Raw genomic sequence first — 19,407 nt, 5'->3', positions numbered from 1 at the left:
CCAGTTCGCCGCGCTTCCAGCCCGAGTCATCGGGCAGTTCATCCTTGCGCAACCCGGCAGGGTGAATCAGGCGATGGATAATTGTTATCGAAAGGATTTTTTGAATGAGAATGCTTCTTGCACTGGCTGTCACATCTGTGGGTCTCGCCGCAACTCCGGCCATGGCCCAGCAGACCGGCGCATCCGGCGGCCCGTTCGTCGGCGTGATCGGGGGCTATGAGGGCCTCGACGTGGAATCAACTGACGGGTCTGCCACAGCAACGGCCGATTCCGCCGTCTACGGTATCAATGCCGGCTATGACCTTGACCTCGGCAATGCATTTGTCGGGGTTGAAGGCGAACTGTCGACCAGCGGCGGCTCAACAAGCTTCCCTGCCAGCTTCTCGGGGGCCCGCGATGGGCTCGAGGCCAACGGGCAGTATTACGTCGGCCTTCGCGCCGGCATCGGGCTAACGTCCGGGATCGCGGCCTATGGCAAGCTTGGTTACACCGCGCTCGACACCAAGGCCTTCACCACCTCCGGATCGCTGAATGAGCTGGAAAACAATGCCGGGGGCATTCGCTTTGGTGGCGGCGTGCAGGTGCAGCTTCCCGGACCTCTCGAGGCCCGGGTCGAATACCGCCGGTCGCGTTATAAGGACCTCGGCGAGGGCGCCTATGGCGATGCCACCACGGATCAGCTCGTAGCCGGTCTGGGTATCCGTTTCTGAGAAACACAAGGCCTGGCGCCTTGTCGCCCCTGGCCAAATGAATGTGCGGGGGCCGTGTTCGCAGGGACGCGGCCCCCGCACCGCAATCGCCGCGACCCTGTGTTAGTCGTTCGCCGGAACTACTCCGGTATCGAGGACAAGTTCGGACGGGCTCTCGATCTGGTAAAACAAGCCTTCTTTCCGGTATTCGATTGTCACGTCCGCTTTGAGCGCAGCCTGCGGCTGCCGCACGATCACTACCGATCCGAACCCCTTGTCTTGTGGCTCGGTTACTTCCGGTCCACCAGTTTCGACCCATCGGAAAACAAATTTCTGCTTATTTGGATCGACGGTCCAATCGATGGAGATGATGCCTTCGTCATCGGACAGCGCCCCATACTTGATCGCATTGGTGGCCAGTTCGTGGATCGCCATACCGATTGCTTGCGCCGCAGGAGGCTTGAGCTGCACCGCGGGACCAGAAGTCGTTATGCGCGACTGGAAGCCCTTGAGGTGAGCCAGTTGGGACTCGACCAAAGCCTCGAGCGGAATGCGTCGCCAGCCACTGTTTACGAGCACGTCCTGGTTTGCGGCAAGCGCGGCAATCCGCTCCTCCAGCCGGCTGACATATTCGGTTGGGTGCCGGGCCGAAGTTTGGCGGGCGATGACCTGGACCAGGCTCAGGAGGTTCTTCGAGCGGTGATTGACTTCGCGTGCCAGAAGCTTCTCGCGATGCTCCGATTCCTTGCGGTCGGTGATGTCGGTGATCGAGGCGAAAAACACGTTGTCGACGCCGGGATAGAATTGGAGCCGAACATCTACCTGGTAGAATGACCCGTCTTTTCGCTGGTGGCGCGTCTCGAACCTTTGATCCTTTACCTCGCCTGCGAGCAGGGGGGCGACGAATGCCTTGAATTCCTCCTCCGAGAAATCCGGCTTGATATCCCACGGCGTGAGTTCCGATAGCTCTTCCATCGAATAGCCCAGATTCTCACGGGCTCCGCTATTGACCAGTTCAAACTTGTAGGTGTCGCCCGAGAACACGTAGGCTTCACTGACCGATTCCTCGACCATCCGACCGAGGCGCTCGGTGAGCGTCCTGGCCGCCAGCCGCTCGAGCTCGGCACCGGTCCGGTCGGCCACCAGTTCGACAGCCGCAGCGATTTCGCTCTCATTCCTCATCGGAGCATCATGCAGGACAGCGATCAACCCGAGGACTTTCCCGCTCGAGGATCTCAGCGGCGTCCCGACATAGGAGTGCGCGCCCATTTCCTGCAGCATGCTGTCGGCAGGGAATCGATCCTGCAGGTCGAAGGCGTATTTGCAGCTGCCCTGGGTAAGGATGTTCTCGCAAGGGGAGCCTGCCAGGTCATAGACCATGTTATCGGAGGGCCCATTGTCCCAGGCGGCCACTGTTTCCGCCTTGCCTGAATTGGTCCGGTGCAGCTTGCTTATGAGCACCCAGCGGACACCGACAGCTTCTGCAATCGCCTTTGCGACCGCCGGGAAAAAGGCTTCACCGATATGCCCGGCAGTCGACGTCACAAGCTGGTAAGCCGTGGAAATCGACAGTCCACTTTTCGTCTCAAGCGACTCTGGAATGTTCATCTGCTCTGCCCTCACAAAACAAACTATGCGAGAGAGGCCGAGCTGGCAAACAGATGTTGCTTGTCGTTGTAAAATCATAATGATTCTTGCGAACAGACGCTCCTAACGTCTCATGTCGTTAATCGATTCCCCAATGCGACCGACAGACTTCCGGTGCCTTTTTCCGGCCACCCCGCTAAGAGCTAGTTGCATCTTCGAAATGGCCGTCCGGCCCAACTTGCCTAACTGGAGCTTCAACTGATGGACCGCCTTGCCCCTATTGCCAGATGTATTGCTCTGGCCGCGACCCTGGCCATCACATCCGCAGTATCTGCTAACGCACAGGATCCAAGTGGGCAGGCCGGGTTTGAGCAATTCGTGCCAAGCACGCAGGTTCAGGCGACTTCCATCGATTACACGGTGTGGGACGATGCGCTGAAATACATGGTGTTCCGGATGGGCCGCTCTTCGCGCCAGGCGGCCGCTACGCCCGAGCCAGGGACCGGTTCGCGGCGCACCTGGGGCCATACATCGCGTTATCGGCTTGAAGGCAACCGGGTGATCTTCTCATTCCTCGATCGCGACATCATCGACAGCCTGACCGCGTACAAACGGGATCTGGAAGCGACTGCCAACACAATCGACATCGCCGCCCTGCCCCGCAACGAACAACTGGCTTTCTGGATCAACCTGCACAATGCGACGGTGATCGAACAACTTGCACAGGAATACCCGGTGCGTTCGCCGACACTTTCGAAATTCGGCGCCGACGAGGTGCCGCTCGACGATGCGAAGGTGATTAACATCCGTGGGATTGCGATGAGCCCGAAAGATATCCGAACCCGGATCGTCTATCCCAACTGGAGCGACCCCAAGGTCATCTATGGCTTTTTCCGTGGCGAAATCGGCGGCCCGTCGATCATGGCCGAGGCCTATACCGCCCGTAACGTCTCGCGCTTGCTCGAAGACGGCGCGCGCGATTTCATCAACAGCCTGCGCGCGGTAGAGAAGCGGGGCAGCACGATGCACGTCTCGAAAATCTACGAGGAAGCGGCTCCGTTTCACTTCAACAACTGGAATACCGACCTGCGAGCGCATATTGACCGCTACGCCCGTGACGAGGTCGCCGGCATTGTCGAGGAGACCGACAGGATCGACGCCTCGCTGTATGAAACCGACATTGCCGATCTCGCCAATGGCCAGCGCGAACCGACACTGTCTTACGTGCTGGAGGATACCGGCGGGCTGGCAGGCGCAGAACCGGCCGGCGCACGCGTCCCGCGCTCTGTGGCGCGTCTGGTGCTGGAACAGCGGCGCAAGATCAACGAGCTGATCCGGCGCAAGGAATTGACCCCGCGGGTGATCGTAATCGACATGCAGAACCCGGAAAACAAGGATGGCTACATCGTCGAATAGCCGCTCCGCCAGTGCGTGGACTTGCCCTCCCGCACCTGAACGCTAGGACAGGCACCACCCGCTTTCGCACGGATCGCGACGGAGGGGCTGGAGGGGGACAATTCGAAAAATGACGCCGCAGCGGATCGGCCTTTATCTTGGCGCCATCGCGCTTCTGGTAGGCATTTTTGCCCCGCCACCTGCGGGGATGAGCCGCGAAGCCTTCATCGTTGCCGGGCTGGTCGTGCTGATGGCGAGCTGGTGGATGACCGAAGCGCTACCGCTCACTGCGACCGCGCTGATGCCGTTTCTGGTGCTGCCATTTGCCGGTGTTTCCGACGCACAAGCCACGGCCTCGACCTATTACTCGCCGATCCTGTTCCTTCTTCTGGGCGGAGCCTTCATCGCGCTGGCGATCGAGCGAACCGGGCTGCATCGACGGCTGAGCCTTGGCATCCTGCGAGCAATCGGCACCAGTGGCGGGCAGTCACGGCTGCTGCTGGCTTTCATGATCAGCGCTGCCTTGCTCTCGATGATGATCTCCAACACTTCGACCGCATTGATCATGATGCCGATGGCCTTGGCAGTGCTTTCCGGCGGCGGGATCGCTGCCGAGGAGCGCGAGGGTCTGGCTGGTGCACTACCTATGGGTATTGCTTTCGCGGCGAGTATCGGTGGCCTCGGGACTATGGTGGGATCGCCCACCAATGCCATCGCCGTCGGCCTGCTCGACACCACTATCGGTGTTCGGATTACTTTCGCCCAATGGACCCTCTATGGCTTGCCAATTGTCGTTATCGGCATACCGATCGCGGCCGCTATCATCGCGCGCGTGCAGAAGGTTGCCGCCCATCCATTCGACGTAGCCGGTGCGCGCGAAGCCATCCGTGTCGAACATGCCTGGTCGAGCGCGGAACGCCGTTTGGTGCCCGTCGTCGCGCTGACATTTCTGATGTGGATGACGAGCCCGATCCTCGCGGATTACCTGCCCGCCGGATCGCTGACCGACGGGACCATTGCCATCGCCGCCAGCCTGGCGCTGTTCCTTCTGCCTGACGGCACTGGACGCCCGTTGCTGGTGTGGAAGGAAGCCGACCGCGCGCCCTGGGGTGTCATCATGATGTTCGGCGGAGGACTGGCGCTGGCCGCTGGAATGAGCGCGAGCGGCCTTGCCGAGTGGCTCGGCAATGCGCTGCTGCCGCTGGCTGCGGTGCCGCTGGTGCTGGTCGCACTGGCAATTGTGGCCATGGTCGTGCTGATTACCGAATTCGCCAGCAACGTAGCCACTGCCAGCGCCATCATCCCGGTTGTCGCCAGCCTGATCGCCGTGCTGGGTGCCGACCCGGTGTTGCTGGCCCTGCCTGCGGCACTCGCGGCGAGTTGGGGCTTCATGTTGCCTGCGGGGACTGGCCCAAACGCCATCGCATGGTCGACCGGGCACATTCGCATTGGGGCAATGGTCCGCGCCGGCTTCCTGCTCGACCTGATCGGTATCGTGTTGATCGTGGCAATGGTCTGGCTGATCGCGACCTTGGTCGGCTGATTTCACATGCAACCGGTTGCGATGCACGCCCGGGCGCGATATTCGGCGCGCAGTTCGGCCCTGGTGCAGATGCGCTCCTGCGGAGGTTAGGAGCGGGCGGCCCCGGAGCATAATCAGCCCCTGCCTTCCTGGGGGCGCCCAATTTTAGGAAGGAGTCATCTTTCGATGACCGATGCCGTCGATTCAACTGATCAACCCACCCCGCGCCGCAATCCCAAGCCCAAAAAGGCCAAACTGGCCGGGCGCGAGATGAAGCCGAGCACCCTGATGATGGGGCACGGCTATGACCCGGCCCTGTCCGAAGGGTCGCTGAAGAGCCCGATCTTCCTCACCAGCACTTTCGCTTTTGAAAACGCCGCCGCCGGTAAGCGCCATTTCGAAGGCATCACCGGCATCCGCGAAGGCGGGGCCGAGGGCCTGGTCTATTCGCGATTCAATGCCCCCAACCAGGAAATCCTCGAAGATCGCCTGGCGATCTGGGACGGTGCCGAAGATGCACTGTCCTTCTCCAGCGGCATGACCGCGATCTGCGTGCTGATGCTGGCGTATTGCAGCGCCGGCGACGTCATCGTCCATTCTGGACCGCTCTACGCTGCCAGCGAAGGCTTCGTGGCCAAGGTGCTGTCGAAATTCGGCATCACCTATGTCGATTTCCCCGCCGGCGCGACACGCGACGAACTGGACGAAGTGCTCAAGAAGGCCAAGGCACAAGCCGACGGCCAGGGCGGCAAGGTGGCGATGGTCTATCTCGAAAGCCCCGGCAATCCGACCAATGCGCTGGTTGATGTCGAGGCCGTGCGCGATGCACGCGATGCGGTGCTCGACGCTTCGTGCCCGATCGCTATCGACAATACCTTTCTTGGGCCCCTGTGGCAGCGCCCGCTCGACCACGGCGCCGATATCGTGGCCTATTCGCTGACCAAGTATGTCGGCGGCCATTCTGACCTCGTGGCAGGTTCAATTGCCGGCGCGAAGAAGTGGATGGACCCGGTCCGCGCCCTGCGCAACACGATGGGCGGCATTGCCGATCCCAACACCGCATGGATGCTGTGCCGCAGCCTCGAAACCGTCGAACTGCGGATGCAGCGCGCGGGCGAAAATGCCGCCAAGGTGTGCGAATTCCTCAGCCAGCATCCCAAGGTAGAAGGCCTCGGCTATCTCGGCATGATCAAGGATGCCCGCCAGAAGGACATCTATGACCGCCATTGCCTTGGCGCGGGCAGCACGTTCTCGCTGTTCATCAAGGGTGGCGAGGAAGAAAGCTTTCGATTCCTCGACAATCTCAAGATCGCCAAGCTGGCCGTCAGCCTGGGCGGGACCGAGACGCTCGCCAGCCATCCGGCCAGCATGACGCATCTGTCGGTGCCCCATGCGCGCAAGCAATCGCTCGGCATCACCGATAGCCTCGTGCGAATCAGCATCGGGATCGAGGATGCGGACGACCTGATCGCCGATTTCAAACAGGCACTCGACGCGGTCTGAAATCGCTCCTTGCGCTTGCGTCGCTGCACCACACCGCTAGGTGTCGCGCGGTGACGCAAGCGAATGGGAGTCCGATGGCCTACACTGCGAAAATCCTCCTGCTCGGATCGGGCGAGCTGGGCCGCGAATTCGTGATCTCGGCCAAGCGGCTGGGAGCCTGCGTGATCGCCTGCGATGCCTACGCCGATGCGCCGGCAATGCAGGTCGCCGATGCCTGCGAGGTCTTCTCGATGCTCGACGGGGCCGCCTTGCGCGCGGCAGTCCACCGACACCGGCCCGATTACGTGGTGCCCGAGATCGAGGCGATCCGCACCGAGGTTCTGGCCGAGATCGAAACCGAGGGCTTCAATGTCGTTCCCTCCGCACACGCCACCCAGCTGACCATGAACCGCGATGCGATCCGTGACCTGGCGGCACAGGAGCTGGCCCTTGTCACCTCGCGCTATCGCTATGCCAAGAACCTTGACGAAGTTCAGGCCGCTGCCGAGTTCACGGGATTTCCCTGCGTCATCAAGCCAGTGATGTCGTCGAGCGGCAAGGGCCAGAGCACCGTTCGCGATGCCGCTACGTTGGAAGAAGCGTGGGATTACGCCGTCGCCAACATGCGCGGCGACCGCAGCCGCGTCATCGTCGAACAGTTCATCGATTTCGATTACGAGATCACGCTGCTGACCGTTCGCCACGCAGGCGGAATATCCTTCTGCTCACCGATCGGACATCGGCAAGAGCGCGGTGACTATCGCGAAAGCTGGCAGCCCGCTCCCATGTCCGCCAAGGCCCTTGCCGAGGCGCAGGAAATGGCAGCCAAGGTAGTCGAGGCATTGGAGGGTAATGGCAGGGGCTACGGCCTGTTCGGTGTAGAGTTCTTTGTCAAAGGCGATGAAGTGATATTTTCCGAGCTGTCGCCCCGCCCGCACGATACCGGCATGGTCACTTCGGTCAGCCAGAACCTGTCCGAATTCGATCTCCACGCGCGCGCCATAATGGGACTGCCGATCCCCGCCGAATTGAAGGCCCGGCCTGCTGCGAGTGCGGTCATTTTGGCTGATCGAGAAAGCGGCCAGATCAGCTATTCTGGCCTTGCCAACGCGATGGCGGATGGTGCCGATGTTCGGATTTTTGGCAAGCCGACCACCCGCCCCTATCGCCGCATGGGAGTAGCGTTGGCAACAGCTGGAGATACCGACACCGCGCGCCAGAAGGCTGTTGCCGCGGCCGGGAAGGTGCAGCTTCACTATTGAAACCGGCGATCTCGCCGTTCCAGGAGAGTGCCATGAGCAAGCCCGTTTTCCTCGTAATCGGTGCCGGTGCCGGTATCGGCGGCCACGCCGCCAAACGCTTCGCAAATGGTGGCTATCACGCCGTGCTTGCCCGGCGCAGCGATGAAGAAGGGTTGCAGCGTCTGGTCCGCCAGATCGGCGAGGCGGGAAGCGAAGCCAGTGGACGGCTGCTGGATGTATCACTGCCTGAAGCCATCGAAGACCTCGTCGAAGATGTTGAGCGCACCGTCGGCCCCGTCGAGGCGGCGCTGTTCAATCTCGGGGCGCAGATCGGCAATCGTCCGATCGCCGACACTTCGCTCAAGGCATTCGAGATGGGTTGGAGGCTTGCGACATTCGCGCCGTTCCGCCTCGCCAAGGCGCTGCTCCCGCGCATGGCCGAGCGTGGTCAGGGAACGCTGCTCGTCACCAGCGCGACCGCTGCGATGCGGGGAAATTCAGGTCAGGCGAGCCATGCTGCTGCCATGGGTGGCCGCCGGATGCTCTGCCAGGCCCTCAACGCCGAATTCTCCAGCCAGGGCGTGCACGTTGCTCACGTGGTCGTCGATGGTGCCGTCGATGCGCCGGACACGCTCGGCAAGATGCTCGGCGATAGATTCGAAGCCTACAAGGCATCGAAGGGTGAAGACGGCGTGCTCGATCCGGCAGCGATTGCCGAAACCTATTGGCACCTCGCCCACCAACCGCGCAGCGCCTGGACCCACGAGCTCGATCTCAGGCCCTGGACAGACACACCGTGGTGGAACGACAATCCTTAAAGGATGTCCGCCGCGCCTAGCCCTTCCACTCGCGACGTTCTTCGGCGGCTTTGAGGATTTCGTAGGCCAGCTGTAGCTTCTGGAATTCCTCTGCGGCGTCGGCGTCGTTGGGCTTTACATCCGGATGCACGGCCTTGGCCTTCACACGCCAGGCGCGCTTGATCGCGGTAAAATCGGCATCGGCTTCGAGGCCGAGAACCTCGAGCGCGCGCATCTCGTCAACCGACCGCGAACCATCGCCCGACCCTGCCCAGCCGTAATGCGATGCCTCGGCATAGCCGGCGCTTTCGGCCTGTTCGGTCTTGGTGCGGGCGGCTTTCTCAGCCTTGTCGAGACCTTCGAAATAGTCCCATTTGGAATTGTATTCGGCAGCATGCTTCTGGCAGAAATGCCAGCGTTCGGGACTGTTGGGAGCCTTGGGGGCTGGACAATTGCCCGGCTCGTCACAGCCATGGCGGTCGCACAGCCGGACGCTCGCGGCCTCGCGTGAAGCTTCATAGCCACGCCAGCGGGGGAAGCCCCAGTCATTTGAACGGCGCGCTTTAGCCACGGGTTGTCGGCAATGCAGTTGGTCGGGCGATCATGACGGTCAATCTAGGTGTTCTTGCGAAGCAAGGGAAGTTCGGGAACTAGTTGCAATACGAAATGTTGCAGTGCAACAGATCCTTAATCGATGTGCGCTAGCAGCACAACCGAAGCTGAGAAGAGAACCCGATGTACCGCCAGATGAGCCGCCAGTTACGATTTTCCAGCATAGTCAGCGTTCTGACGCTCGCACTGTTTGCCGTGTCAGCCGGTTCGCTTACCGGGTCCGGGAGCAAAGCCGGGATCGAAACACCTCTCGCCATCTCGGCGATTATTTCGCGATAGCGAACCGACCCTCGCGCATGGCGAGGATCGGTTCGACTTATCGGTTCCGCAGGTCCTAGTTGATGACCACGGTTACGGCACGGCGGTTCTGCGCCCAAGCTTCAGGAGTCGAAGCGGTCGCGACCGGGCGTTCCTCGCCATAGCTGACGGTAGAAACGCGGCTGGCCGCAACGCCAAGGCTTACGAGATAGTTCTTGGCCGCATTGGCCCGGCGTTCGGCTAGCGCGAGGTTGTAGTCGCGCGTACCGCGTTCATCGGCATGACCTTCGATCGTGACCGAGACATTGGGATATTGCGAAAGATACTGTGCCTGTGTCTGCAGGGCAGCGGCGTCCGCACTATCGATGTTGTAGCGGTCGGTATCGAAGAAAATCACGTTCTGACCGTTAACGGCGCGAACGAAATGTTCTTGCGAACCCACCGCAGGGCCGGTCGGAGCCTGGACGGGCGCAGTTGTCACCGGGCCTGGGCCCGGCGGCAGCTCTTCGGGAGCCTTCGATTTGCAAGCGGCGAGACTGGTCGTTCCGGCCAGCAGGACAATTGCAGCAAATTTCATGTTCATGACTGTTTCCTCACCAAAAACTGGTTGCCCCCAGATTTCACGGCGCGACCCGTTCCCTGTTTTCTTCGGTATCAATTCAACGCTCTTACGGTAGAATCGGTCCCCAAGCAGGATCCGAAGCATCCACAGGTGTTTCTAGCCGGCGCATGTTCTCGCCGGTTAGATCAACCTGGTAGAGTGCCGTACGCCCCGAATTCCGCTCGGTGCGGAAAAACTGGATGATACGGCCATTGGGCGCCCATGTTGGCGCTTCGTCCTGCCAGCCGTTTGAGAGCTTGCGGAAGTTGCGCCCGTTCGGGCTCATCACGGCGATGTTGAAGTCGCCGGGAATGTAGGTGAAGGCGATCTGGTCACCGCGCGGGCTCCATTCGGGTGTTGCAGCCCGACCTCCGAAGAAACTGATCCGCCGCTGGTTCGACCCGTCAGCGTTCATCACATAAATCTGCTGGGTCCCCGAACGATCGCTTTCGAATACGATCTGGCTGCCATCGGGCGAGTAAGAGCCGCCGACGTCGATGCCCGGCTCCGTCGTCAGGCGCACGCTCGGCCCGCCGTCGGCGCTGACGCGGTAGACATCGGTATTGCCGTTTACCGCCATTGAATAGAGGATCCACTTGCCGTCCGGACTCCAGCGCGGGGCGAAGGTCGGGTTGGTGCTCTGGGTGACCAGCTGCTGCTGCCCGGTGCCGATATCGTAAATGTAGATGCGCGGATTGCCGTCGACATAGCTGAGATAGAGCAACCGGCGGTAATCGGGCGAATAACGCGGCGTGAGCGCCGTTGCCCGGCCAGTAGTGATGAAGCGATGGTTGGCCCCGTCGCTGTCCATGATCGCCAGCCGCTTGGTGCGGTTATCCTTGGGGCCGGTTTCGGCGATATATGCAATGCGACTGTCAAAGAACGGGCTTTCCCCGGTCAGGCGCGCATAGACCAGGTCCGAACATTTATGCGCCGCGCGCCGCCAGTCGGCCGGTGGTACGACCCACCCGCTCCGCGCGAGTTCGTCCTTGAGCGCCATGTCATAGAGATAGCAGCCAACGATCAGTTTGCCGTCATCGCGCGCACGAACGTAGCCGTGGACTAGCATCTCGGCACCGCGGCTCGACCAGGTGCTCCACTGCGGATCGGTGATCTGCGGGAAGGTCGGGCGCGGAAGGCTGTCGGGGCCGGTCGGCTTGAACAGGCCATTGTTGCGCAGGTTATTGGTGATGACCCGCGCCAGCTCGACACCGAGTGCCGAGGTGCCGCTGGCATTAGCCGGCGTCGACACATCGCGATCGGCTGCGAATGCGGGAATCGCTATTCCGACATCGTCACCGCCCAGTGTGCCAACCACGGTCTCGCGGCCGACGGTATCATTACCGGTGGCCGATTGCGCTGCCGCTCGCGGTTCACCGCTCGGCTCGACGGTCGTGACTTCTTCCTGAGCTAGCGCGGGGCCAGCCAGGCCAAAGGCGAGAAGGGCAGAGATGGTGATCGAGAACCGCATATCTATTGTTTCCTGAATTCAAATTCGTAGGCGCTCCACAGGTCATACCTGTCTTCGGGCAGACCATCAAAGGTTCCGACCAGCCGCAGGGCCCGCACCGCGCATTCGCTGAAGCGGCCAACCTGGGCTGCATTGCTGGCGTTTTCGCCCGAAATCCTGGGCGTCCCGATCGAGCTGACGCGGCCGCTGCGATCCATCCGGAAGCTGACGACTGCGCGCAGTTGGTCGATATCGAGCCCAGAGACCCGGCAATTGTTCCAATGCGGCGCGACCTGTGCCCCGATGCTGACCTTGATATCGGCCTTGACCGATGCAGTGCTGCCCGACCCGCTGCCATTACCAAACGCGCCGTCAAAGCCGGTTTCGCTGCGTCCTGTCCGCTGGCCTGCCTCCGACCCTCGCGAGGTTTCACGCGCAGTCGATCTTGCAGGCTGGCGCGCCGGAGTCGGCTCACGCTTTGGCGGGCTGACTTCACGCACCGGTTGTGTCGTCCGGGTGGGGCGACGCGGCTCGGGGGGGCTTTCGACCGGCCGCTCAACTTCACGCACTGGCTCGGCAAGCGGTTCGGGCGGAGCAATATCGGGCGTCTCGGTGATCGTGGGGGCATCGGGAGTGCCAAGCGCAATCGAACCGCCGGCCTCTTCGAACCCATCCGCAAGCGTGACCGTCACCGCGCCGTCGCCGCCAAAAGTCACCCGCTTGTCTCGCTGAATTTGCCACAGCAGCGCCGCCACCAGCAACAGGTGCAGCACCACCGCAACCCCGAGACCGAGGCCATCTTCGCGGCGAAGAGCGAGTTGGTGCATCATCCCTGCGAGCTATGGCTGTTCGTCTGAACCGCTGGTGACCAGCGAGATGGCGTTGAAACCGGCCCGGTTAAGTTCGCCCATCACCGCCATCACCCGGCCATAGTCGAGCGTACGGTCGGCCCGCAGGGTCACCTGTGGCGGCGTCCCTTCCGAACTCATCGGAATTGCTGCCAGAGATTCGGCCAGTTGCCCGGGAATTTGCGGCGCATCGTCAATATAGATGGTGCCATCGTCCGATATCGAGATCGTCACCGTCTCCGGCTCGTCGGGAAGCGCATTGGCCCGGCTTTCAGGCAATTCGACCGGTACGCCCGAATTGAGCAGCGGGGCGGTGACCATGAAAATAATGAGCAACACCAGCATCACGTCGACAAAAGGCGTGACATTGATTTCGGCCATGGGCGCGCGGCGGCTGTTGCGCCCGCGTCTGGAGGCAAGGACACCCATCGCCATGACTATATCTGCTCCAGCTCGCGGCTGAGGTTAGCGTGAAACTTGTCTGCAAAGCGCTGCAGGCGCGCTTCGAACATGTTCACCGCATTGCTGAAGCGGTTGTAGGCAATGACCGCCGGAATGGCCGCGAACAGCCCGATAGCGGTGGCAAACAGTGCTTCTGAAATACCCGGCGCGACAACCGCCAGCGAGCTGCTTTCCTGCACCCCGATCTGGAAGAAGCTGTTCATGATACCCCAAACCGTGCCGAACAGGCCGACGAAGGGGGCGACCGAGCCGGTGGTGGCGAGAAAATTGAGCCGACCAGCCAGCGAATCAGCCTCTTCGGCCACCTGGCTCGAAAGCGCCGACGCCATCCGGTTTGACGCCGCCTCTCGGTCTTTCAGCCCGCGCGTGGTCGAGCGCTTCCATTCGCTCATAGCCGCCCTCGCAACGCGTGCAGAAGGAACATCCTTTTGCTGGTGCACCGCCATGACCGATTCAAAATCGTCGGCCTGCCAGAATTCGCGCTCGAAATCGTTGGAACGACGGCGGACCGTTCCGATCCGAAGCGAGAAGCCGATGATGATCATCCAGCTCCAGATCGAGGCGAGGATCAGACCGATCATTACCAGCTGGACCACGATATCGGCATCGAGAAAAAGCTGCAGCGGGTTGAGGTGACCGACGTTTGCAGCGGCAGCGAGAAGTTGCAGGTTCATTCGGAAATGTCCTCGGACAGAACGGGTTGGAAGGCTTTGCGCCAAGCAGCCGGCTGGCGGCGGGGGCGACCATCGAGGGCGACGAAGCCGACACGGAAAGTCGCCTCGGTCAGCAAATCGGCACCGCGATAGGCGCGCTGGTACATGGTAACCGATGCGGCGCCCAGTTGAGTGCAGAGTGTGCGGATGACCACATCATCATCGAGCAGCGCGGGCCGGAGATATTTCAGCTTCATGTCGGCGACAGCATAGGCGCCCTCGCCCGCCTCGATGGCCGCCCGCTGGTCTATGCCGAGCAGGCGCAATATGTCCGAGCGCGCCCGCTCAAACCAGCGCAGGTAGTTGGCATGATAGGTGACGCCCGAAAGATCGGTGTCCTCGTAATAGACCCGCACCGCATACAGGTGCACAACGCCATCAAACACGCCGCCAGGAGGAGTGGGTTCTATCATTTCGAGGGGCCACCTAGCGCAGCAAGGATTCGCTGCAAAGCGCCCATTGTGCTGACTTACCTGAACGGCGGCTAAACGATTCACCGCTGCGATGAAGCGAGGCGCATGAATGCCTCAACCGCGCCGGGCAATCATCGGCCCGAGCGGCTGGCCGCCAAAAATATGGACATGCAGGTGCGGCACTTCTTGGCCCCCGTGGGGACCGACATTGGCCATCATCCGGTAGCCGGGTTCGACCAGTCCCTTCATCCGCGCAACTTCGCCCACTGCGCGCACGAACCCGCCAATTTCGGCGTCGGAGGCCGCGGCGGAAAAATCGTCCCAGCTGACATAGCGCCCCTTGGGGATGACCAACGTGTGGATTTCGGCCTGTGGGTTGATATCTTCGAACGCAAAGGCCCAATCGTCCTCATAGACCTTGTTCGACGGTATCTCGCCGCGCAAGATCTTGGCGAAAATATTGCCGTCATCGTAAGGCTGGGTGGCATCGATCGGCATGGGGTTACGACTCCTCGGGGGTTCTGCTGGCCTTTTCATCGAGGCCCGAAACGCCGTGACGGCGGTCGAGTTCGGCCAGCACGTCTGCCAGCGGGACATCGCGCGCCTGCAGCAGGACCAGCAAGTGGAATACCAGGTCCGCGCTTTCGCCCACAAGATCGCCTTGTTCTCCGGTCAGCGCGGCGATCACCGTCTCGGTCGCCTCCTCGCCCACCTTCTGCGCGATGGCGGCCACGCCCTTGGCATTGAGCTTGGCTACATAGCTGGTGGCCGGATCGGAATTGCTGCGCTGGGCTATCACGGCTTCGAGACGGTTCAGGGTGTCCATGGCGCCCGCATGAAGGCCCGCGGTGCCTTCCGTCAAGCCGGGAAGCCAGGGTTCATTGTCGCGCCGGAAGACCAGCAGCACGCAAGGCTTGGTGCGCCTCGGCAATCGTATGGGTGCCAAAATGGAAAATCGAGGCTGCCAAGACGGCGCTGGCATGGCCTTGCGTCACGCCTTCTACCAAGTGGTCGAGCGTGCCGACGCCGCCGCTGGCGATGACGGGAACCGAAACGCTGTCGGCAATGGTGCGGGTCAGCAGCAGGTCGTAGCCGGCCTTGGTCCCGTCGCCGTCCATCGAGGTGACCAGCAGTTCGCCCGCGCCGAGATCGGCGATCTTCTCTGCATATTCGATGGCATCGATGCCGGTTGCCTGCCGCCCGCCGTGGGTGAATATCTCCCACCGGCCCTCACCCATCAGCCGCGCATCGACGCTGGCAACGACGCACTGGCTGCCGAAACGCTGCGCCACCTCGGCCACCAGTTCGGGCCGGGCAACCGCGGCGCTGTTGATTGCTACCTTGTCCGCGCCGGCCAGTAGCAGCGCACGCGCATCCTCGACCGAGCGCACTCCGCCGCCGACAGTCAGCGGCATGAAGCATACCTCTGCCGAGCGGCGGACCACGTCCAGCAGCGTTCCACGCCCTTCATGGCTGGCAGAAATGTCGAGGAAACACAGTTCGTCTGCGCCCGCTTGATCATAGGCCCGGGCCTGCTCGACCGGATCGCCGGCGTCCTTCAGATCGACGAAGTTGACGCCCTTGACCACGCGGCCATCGGCAACGTCGAGGCAGGGAATGACGCGGATGCGGACGGTCATTCTCGCGCGCCCATCGCAATTGCTGCTGCCAGGTCCAGCCGCCCTTCATAGAGTGCGCGGCCCGTGATCACGCCTTCGATCCCTTCATGCGCGTGGAGCGAGAGGATATGGATGTCGTCCAGCCCCTTGACCCCGCCGCTGGCAATCACCGGCAGGTCGGTCTGGCGCGCCAGTTCCACCGTGGCATCAACATTGCAGCCCCTGAGCAGGCCATCGCGCCCGATGTCGGTGAACAGCAGACTGGCGACGCCTGCATCTTCGAACCGCCGGGCCATGTCGATCACGGGCACATCGGAAACCTCCGCCCAACCCTCGGTCGCGACCATGCCGTCCTTGGCATCGACAGCAACGACAATGCCGCCTTCCCATTCGCGCGCCACGTCCTTGACGAATTGCGGGTCCTTGAGCGCGGCCGAGCCGATCACGATCCGGGCCACGCCGAGATTGAACCAGCCCTCGACCGCCGCAGCATCGCGGATCCCCCCGCCCAGTTGGACATAACCGGGAAATTGCTCGACGATTGCCTCGACCGCCTGCGCATTGCGGCTCTCGCCCGCGAACGCTCCATCGAGGTCGACCACGTGCAGGTGCTCGGCTCCGGCCTCGGCAAATAACAGCGCCTGCGCGGCCGGGTTGTCGCCATAGACGGTGGCGCGGTCCATATCGCCTTCGGCCAGCCGGACGACTTCGCCGCCTTTCAGGTCGATGGCGGGAAAGATAATCATGCCGGTCTCCAATCGAGAAAGCGCGCCAACAGGCCAAGTCCGTAAGCCTGGCTTTTTTCAGGGTGGAATTGCACCCCCACCACATTGTCGCGCGCGACCGCAGCAACCAGCCCGCCGCCATGGTCGGTCATCGCCAGCACGTCTCGCCCTTCGTCAGCGTGGAAATGGTAGGAATGAAGGAAATAGGCCTCGCCCCGTTCGATAATCGGATGACGGCGCGCATGCGGGGTTGGCGCAACATCGTTCCAGCCCATATGCGGCACTTTCACGGTGGCATCGGACGGATCGATCCGACGCACTTCGCCGCCAATCCAGTCGAGTCCCGGCGTTTCGCCGTGCTCGAGCCCTCGCGTGGCCAGCAATTGCATGCCCACGCATACGCCCAGGAACGGGGCACCGCCGAGCAGAACGCGTTCTTCCAGCGCATCAATCATGCCGGTTATCGCCCGCAATCCCGCGGCGCAGGCTCCGAACGAACCGACGCCAGGCAGCACGACCCGATCGGCCCGGCGCACCAGATCAGGATTGTGGGTGACTTTGACGCCATGCGCGCCCGCTGCCTTAAGCGCATTGTGAACCGAATGCAGATTTCCCGCGCCGTAGTCGATCAGCGCGATCAGCTCAGCCACCAAGCTGCCCCTTGGTGCTAGGGATCGCCCCGCCCTTGCGTGGATCGATCTCGACCGCTTGGCGGATGGCCCGGGCAAAGCCCTTGTAGATGCTTTCGCAAATATGGTGATTATTGGCGCCATAGAGCAGTTCGATATGCAGCGTAATTCCGGCGGCCTGTGCGACCGACTGGAACCAGTGCTCGATCAGCTCGGTGTCCCATTCGCCCAGCTTTTCCTGGCTGAACCCTGCGCGAAACACGGTATAGGGGCGGCCCGAGATATCAAGCGCAACCCGGGCAAGTGTTTCGTCCATCGGCGAATAGGCCTGGCCATATCTTCCGATACCCGCCTTCTCGCCCAGTGCCTGCGCCAGTGCCTGGCCCAGTGCGATGGCGCTGTCTTCGGTAGTGTGGTGCTGGTCGACATGCAGGTCGCCGTCGACCCTCATGGTGACGTCGATCAGCGAATGCCGCGAGAACTGCTCAACCATGTGATCGAGAAAGCCGATCCCGGTGGAAACGTCATAGGCGCCGGTCCCGTCGAGGTCGATTTCGACCAGGATCTTCGTTTCCGCCGTGTTTCGCTCGATTTTCCCGCTGCGCATGGCGGCGGGCTATAACTTTCAGCTGCAGATAGGCAAGCATTCTGCGCTTGACCGGGGCCGCGCCACTCGCCACCTAGGCAGCCATGACCGAGGACAGCCCCGATAGCCTCATCCCCTATGATGAGATCGTGCAGGAAGCCCTGCGCGCCGTCGTTGGTCGCGTTCTGGGCGAAATCCAGAATACCGGCAGCGAACTGCCAGGGAACCACCATTTCTACATCACCTTCAAGACGGCCGCTAAAGGCGTCGAAATTCCGGCCAATCTGACAGAGCGGTTCCCCGACGAGATGACCATTGTTCTGCAGAACAAATTCTGGGATCTCGAAGTCACCGAAACGGGTTTTTCGGTCGGTCTCAGCTTCAACCAGATGCCGGCACAGCTATCGATTCCGTTTTCGGCAATCACGGCATTCGTCGATCCGGCGGTCGATTTCGGTCTACAGTTCCAGGCTTCGGTGACCGACATGGCGCCCGAGGCTCATGACGATCCCGAAAACGACGAAGCGGAACAGGGGGCGCATCCGGTTGTTAAGGAAAAGGATGACGGTTCCAATGTTGTGACCGTCGATTTCGGACGCAAGAAATAGCCAGCCTCCGCTGGCTGGCAAGGTCAGGCAGGTAATGGCGAAGCTTTCGCGAAAATCTAAATCCCTGGTTCCTCCCGGCAAGGGCAACACCGTGCCCGGGCCGAGCCCTGATTCTGCGACCAATCTCGTAATGGCCGACATCGCGATACGTGCGGTCACCTATCTCATCCGCGGGAAGGTCGAAAAAACTCTGCTCAAGAGCCGTTATAGCCCCGACGCCGCCGAGAAGATCATCGACAACCGTCCTCCGACGCATATCCTTGCGTCGATGGTCGCCGCCAAAGTGGCGACCCGTTCGGTGCCGGGGGCAGCAGTGGTGGGCAGCGGGATCGCGCTCAAGACATTGTTCGACCTCAGCCAGAAGCGGCGAGCGCGCAGGCGTGGCAAGAAGATCCTCGACAAGCGGATCAAAGGCGAGGCCTGAATTCGCCCTGCCGGAGGTTATCTGCGGGCTTAGCCGGGGGTTGATTTATTGCGCTGCAAAGGTGCAAAGGCGCGCATGGCTCATGATCAAACTGATGCGCTCAACCGTCGCGGCTTGTTGTTCATCCTCTCCTCGCCCTCGGGTGCCGGGAAGACGACGATTTCTCGCATGTTGCTGACTGCCGACGAGCAGATCCGTTTATCGGTTTCAGCCACGACAAGGCCTGCGCGCGAAGGCGAAATTGACGGTATCGACTATCACTTCGTGTCGTCCAACACGTTCGAAGATATGGTCCAGAAGGACGATTTCTACGAGTGGGCCGAAGTGTTCGGGCATAGGTACGGTACGCCCAAAGGCTACATCCGCCAGGGCCTGAAGGAAGGGCAGGATTTCCTGTTCGATATCGACTGGCAGGGCACGCAACAGCTTTATCAGAAGGACCAGCAGGACGTGGTGAGCGTGTTCATCCTGCCGCCCACCCTCGCGGAATTGCGCCGCCGGCTTGAGGGCCGCGCTACCGACAGCGAGGACGTGATCGACCGCCGCATGGATCGCGCGCGGGGCGAAATCAGCCACTGGGCCGAATATGATTATGTGGTCGTGAACGACGATGTCGACCAGTGTTTCGTGCGTGTACGCGAGATCTTGCACGCCGAGCGGATGAAACGCACCCGGCAGACCGGCCTGATCCCCTTCGTGCGCCAATTGATGGCCTGATAGGCACTGCAAGATAATTTTGCAGTTCG

24 protein-coding genes are annotated in these 19,407 nt (G+C 61.6%); 10 read left to right on the top strand and 14 right to left on the bottom strand.

Translation table 11 applies throughout. The features are described 5' to 3' along the window. Nucleotides 1-104: 104 nt before the first annotated feature. Complete coding sequence (locus ACXYL9_RS04740) at nt 105-710, top strand: outer membrane protein (protein WP_459038434.1); 606 nt, start codon at nt 105-107, stop codon at nt 708-710. A 102-nt stretch (nt 711-812) separates the two neighbouring features. On the opposite strand, the gene ACXYL9_RS04735 is transcribed toward ACXYL9_RS04740, so the two are convergent. Then, nucleotides 813-2,297 (bottom strand): HWE histidine kinase domain-containing protein, encoded by a 1,485-nt coding sequence (locus ACXYL9_RS04735; RefSeq protein WP_459038433.1) that lies wholly within the window; start codon nt 2,295-2,297, stop codon nt 813-815. 240 nt (nt 2,298-2,537) lie between these two features. Between ACXYL9_RS04735 and ACXYL9_RS04730 the strand changes: the two genes are divergently transcribed. From ACXYL9_RS04730 to ACXYL9_RS04710, 5 genes are all read left to right on the top strand, one after another. Then, the gene (locus ACXYL9_RS04730) at nt 2,538-3,692 is read left to right on the top strand and encodes a DUF547 domain-containing protein (protein ID WP_459038432.1); all 1,155 of its coding nucleotides are present in this window, start codon (nt 2,538-2,540) and stop codon (nt 3,690-3,692) included. Between the two features lie 109 nt (nt 3,693-3,801). Continuing rightward, the gene (locus tag ACXYL9_RS04725) at nt 3,802-5,214 is read left to right on the top strand and encodes an SLC13 family permease (protein ID WP_459038431.1); all 1,413 of its coding nucleotides are present in this window, start codon (nt 3,802-3,804) and stop codon (nt 5,212-5,214) included. A gap of 165 nt (nt 5,215-5,379) precedes the next feature. Further along, a complete protein-coding gene (locus ACXYL9_RS04720; protein ID WP_459038430.1) occupies nt 5,380-6,696 on the top strand; it encodes a cystathionine gamma-synthase family protein in 1,317 nt (438 codons plus the stop codon). Nucleotides 6,697-6,770: 74 nt separating this feature from the next. Beyond that, entirely contained in the window at nt 6,771-7,937 is a 1,167-nt protein-coding gene (gene purT, locus ACXYL9_RS04715) for a formate-dependent phosphoribosylglycinamide formyltransferase (RefSeq protein WP_459039859.1), read from the top strand. 32 nt (nt 7,938-7,969) lie between these two features. Then, the gene (locus tag ACXYL9_RS04710; RefSeq protein ID WP_459038429.1) at nt 7,970-8,734 is read left to right on the top strand and encodes an SDR family NAD(P)-dependent oxidoreductase; all 765 of its coding nucleotides are present in this window, start codon (nt 7,970-7,972) and stop codon (nt 8,732-8,734) included. Between the two features lie 16 nt (nt 8,735-8,750). Here the strand turns inward: ACXYL9_RS04710 and ACXYL9_RS04705 are convergent, their stop codons facing one another. Next, nucleotides 8,751-9,284, bottom strand: coding sequence for a J domain-containing protein (locus ACXYL9_RS04705; protein WP_459038428.1), 534 nt, complete (start codon nt 9,282-9,284; stop codon nt 8,751-8,753). Nucleotides 9,285-9,448: 164 nt separating this feature from the next. Between ACXYL9_RS04705 and ACXYL9_RS04700 the strand changes: the two genes are divergently transcribed. Beyond that, a complete protein-coding gene (locus tag ACXYL9_RS04700) occupies nt 9,449-9,604 on the top strand; it encodes a hypothetical protein (RefSeq protein WP_459038427.1) in 156 nt (51 codons plus the stop codon). Between the two features lie 55 nt (nt 9,605-9,659). On the opposite strand, the gene pal is transcribed toward ACXYL9_RS04700, so the two are convergent. From pal to hisB, 12 genes are all read right to left on the bottom strand, one after another. After that, nucleotides 9,660-10,166 (bottom strand): peptidoglycan-associated lipoprotein Pal, encoded by a 507-nt coding sequence (pal, locus tag ACXYL9_RS04695; RefSeq protein WP_459038426.1) that lies wholly within the window; start codon nt 10,164-10,166, stop codon nt 9,660-9,662. A gap of 85 nt (nt 10,167-10,251) precedes the next feature. Continuing rightward, nucleotides 10,252-11,655, bottom strand: a complete 1,404-nt coding sequence (gene tolB, locus ACXYL9_RS04690; protein ID WP_459038425.1) for a Tol-Pal system beta propeller repeat protein TolB — start codon at nt 11,653-11,655, stop codon at nt 10,252-10,254. A gap of 2 nt (nt 11,656-11,657) precedes the next feature. After that, a complete protein-coding gene (locus ACXYL9_RS04685) occupies nt 11,658-12,464 on the bottom strand; it encodes a hypothetical protein (protein ID WP_459038424.1) in 807 nt (268 codons plus the stop codon). A 9-nt stretch (nt 12,465-12,473) separates the two neighbouring features. Next, complete coding sequence (locus ACXYL9_RS04680; protein ID WP_459038423.1) at nt 12,474-12,917, bottom strand: ExbD/TolR family protein; 444 nt, start codon at nt 12,915-12,917, stop codon at nt 12,474-12,476. Between the two features lie 2 nt (nt 12,918-12,919). After that, nucleotides 12,920-13,618, bottom strand: a complete 699-nt coding sequence (gene tolQ / locus ACXYL9_RS04675; RefSeq protein WP_459038422.1) for a protein TolQ — start codon at nt 13,616-13,618, stop codon at nt 12,920-12,922. Continuing rightward, on the bottom strand, nt 13,615-14,070 hold the full coding sequence (locus ACXYL9_RS04670) for a YbgC/FadM family acyl-CoA thioesterase (RefSeq protein ID WP_459038421.1): 456 nt from the start codon (nt 14,068-14,070) through the stop codon (nt 13,615-13,617). The genes tolQ and ACXYL9_RS04670 overlap by 4 nt, the downstream gene beginning before the upstream one ends. A gap of 114 nt (nt 14,071-14,184) precedes the next feature. After that, entirely contained in the window at nt 14,185-14,568 is a 384-nt protein-coding gene (locus tag ACXYL9_RS04665; RefSeq protein ID WP_459038420.1) for a histidine triad nucleotide-binding protein, read from the bottom strand. A 4-nt stretch (nt 14,569-14,572) separates the two neighbouring features. Then, the gene (locus tag ACXYL9_RS04660; RefSeq protein WP_459038419.1) at nt 14,573-14,896 is read right to left on the bottom strand and encodes a phosphoribosyl-ATP diphosphatase; all 324 of its coding nucleotides are present in this window, start codon (nt 14,894-14,896) and stop codon (nt 14,573-14,575) included. 52 nt (nt 14,897-14,948) lie between these two features. Further along, nucleotides 14,949-15,710: an imidazole glycerol phosphate synthase subunit HisF gene (gene hisF, locus ACXYL9_RS04655; RefSeq protein ID WP_459038418.1), complete on the bottom strand. Its 762-nt coding sequence runs from the start codon at nt 15,708-15,710 to the stop codon at nt 14,949-14,951. Continuing rightward, a complete protein-coding gene (hisA, locus tag ACXYL9_RS04650; RefSeq protein ID WP_459038417.1) occupies nt 15,707-16,435 on the bottom strand; it encodes a 1-(5-phosphoribosyl)-5-[(5-phosphoribosylamino)methylideneamino]imidazole-4-carboxamide isomerase in 729 nt (242 codons plus the stop codon). Before hisA ends, hisF begins: the two co-directional genes overlap by 4 nt. Further along, entirely contained in the window at nt 16,432-17,064 is a 633-nt protein-coding gene (gene hisH / locus ACXYL9_RS04645; RefSeq protein ID WP_459038416.1) for an imidazole glycerol phosphate synthase subunit HisH, read from the bottom strand. Before hisH ends, hisA begins: the two co-directional genes overlap by 4 nt. Then, a complete protein-coding gene (gene hisB, locus ACXYL9_RS04640; protein ID WP_459038415.1) occupies nt 17,057-17,650 on the bottom strand; it encodes an imidazoleglycerol-phosphate dehydratase HisB in 594 nt (197 codons plus the stop codon). Before hisB ends, hisH begins: the two co-directional genes overlap by 8 nt. An 83-nt stretch (nt 17,651-17,733) precedes the next feature. Between hisB and ACXYL9_RS04635 the strand changes: the two genes are divergently transcribed. From ACXYL9_RS04635 to gmk, 3 genes are all read left to right on the top strand, one after another. Further along, nucleotides 17,734-18,237: an SspB family protein gene (locus ACXYL9_RS04635; protein WP_459038414.1), complete on the top strand. Its 504-nt coding sequence runs from the start codon at nt 17,734-17,736 to the stop codon at nt 18,235-18,237. A gap of 34 nt (nt 18,238-18,271) precedes the next feature. Next, nucleotides 18,272-18,661, top strand: a complete 390-nt coding sequence (locus tag ACXYL9_RS04630) for a hypothetical protein (protein ID WP_459038413.1) — start codon at nt 18,272-18,274, stop codon at nt 18,659-18,661. 75 nt (nt 18,662-18,736) lie between these two features. After that, nucleotides 18,737-19,378 carry a guanylate kinase gene (gene gmk, locus ACXYL9_RS04625; RefSeq protein WP_459038412.1) on the top strand — a complete coding sequence of 214 codons (642 nt, stop codon included), beginning with the start codon at nt 18,737-18,739 and terminating at the stop codon, nt 19,376-19,378. Nucleotides 19,379-19,407 lie beyond the last annotated feature (29 nt).

Source organism: Qipengyuania sp. CAU 1752, assembly GCF_054482615.1.
Note: the sequence above shows the minus strand (reverse complement) of the source record. Positions and strands in the feature narration are given on the sequence as shown.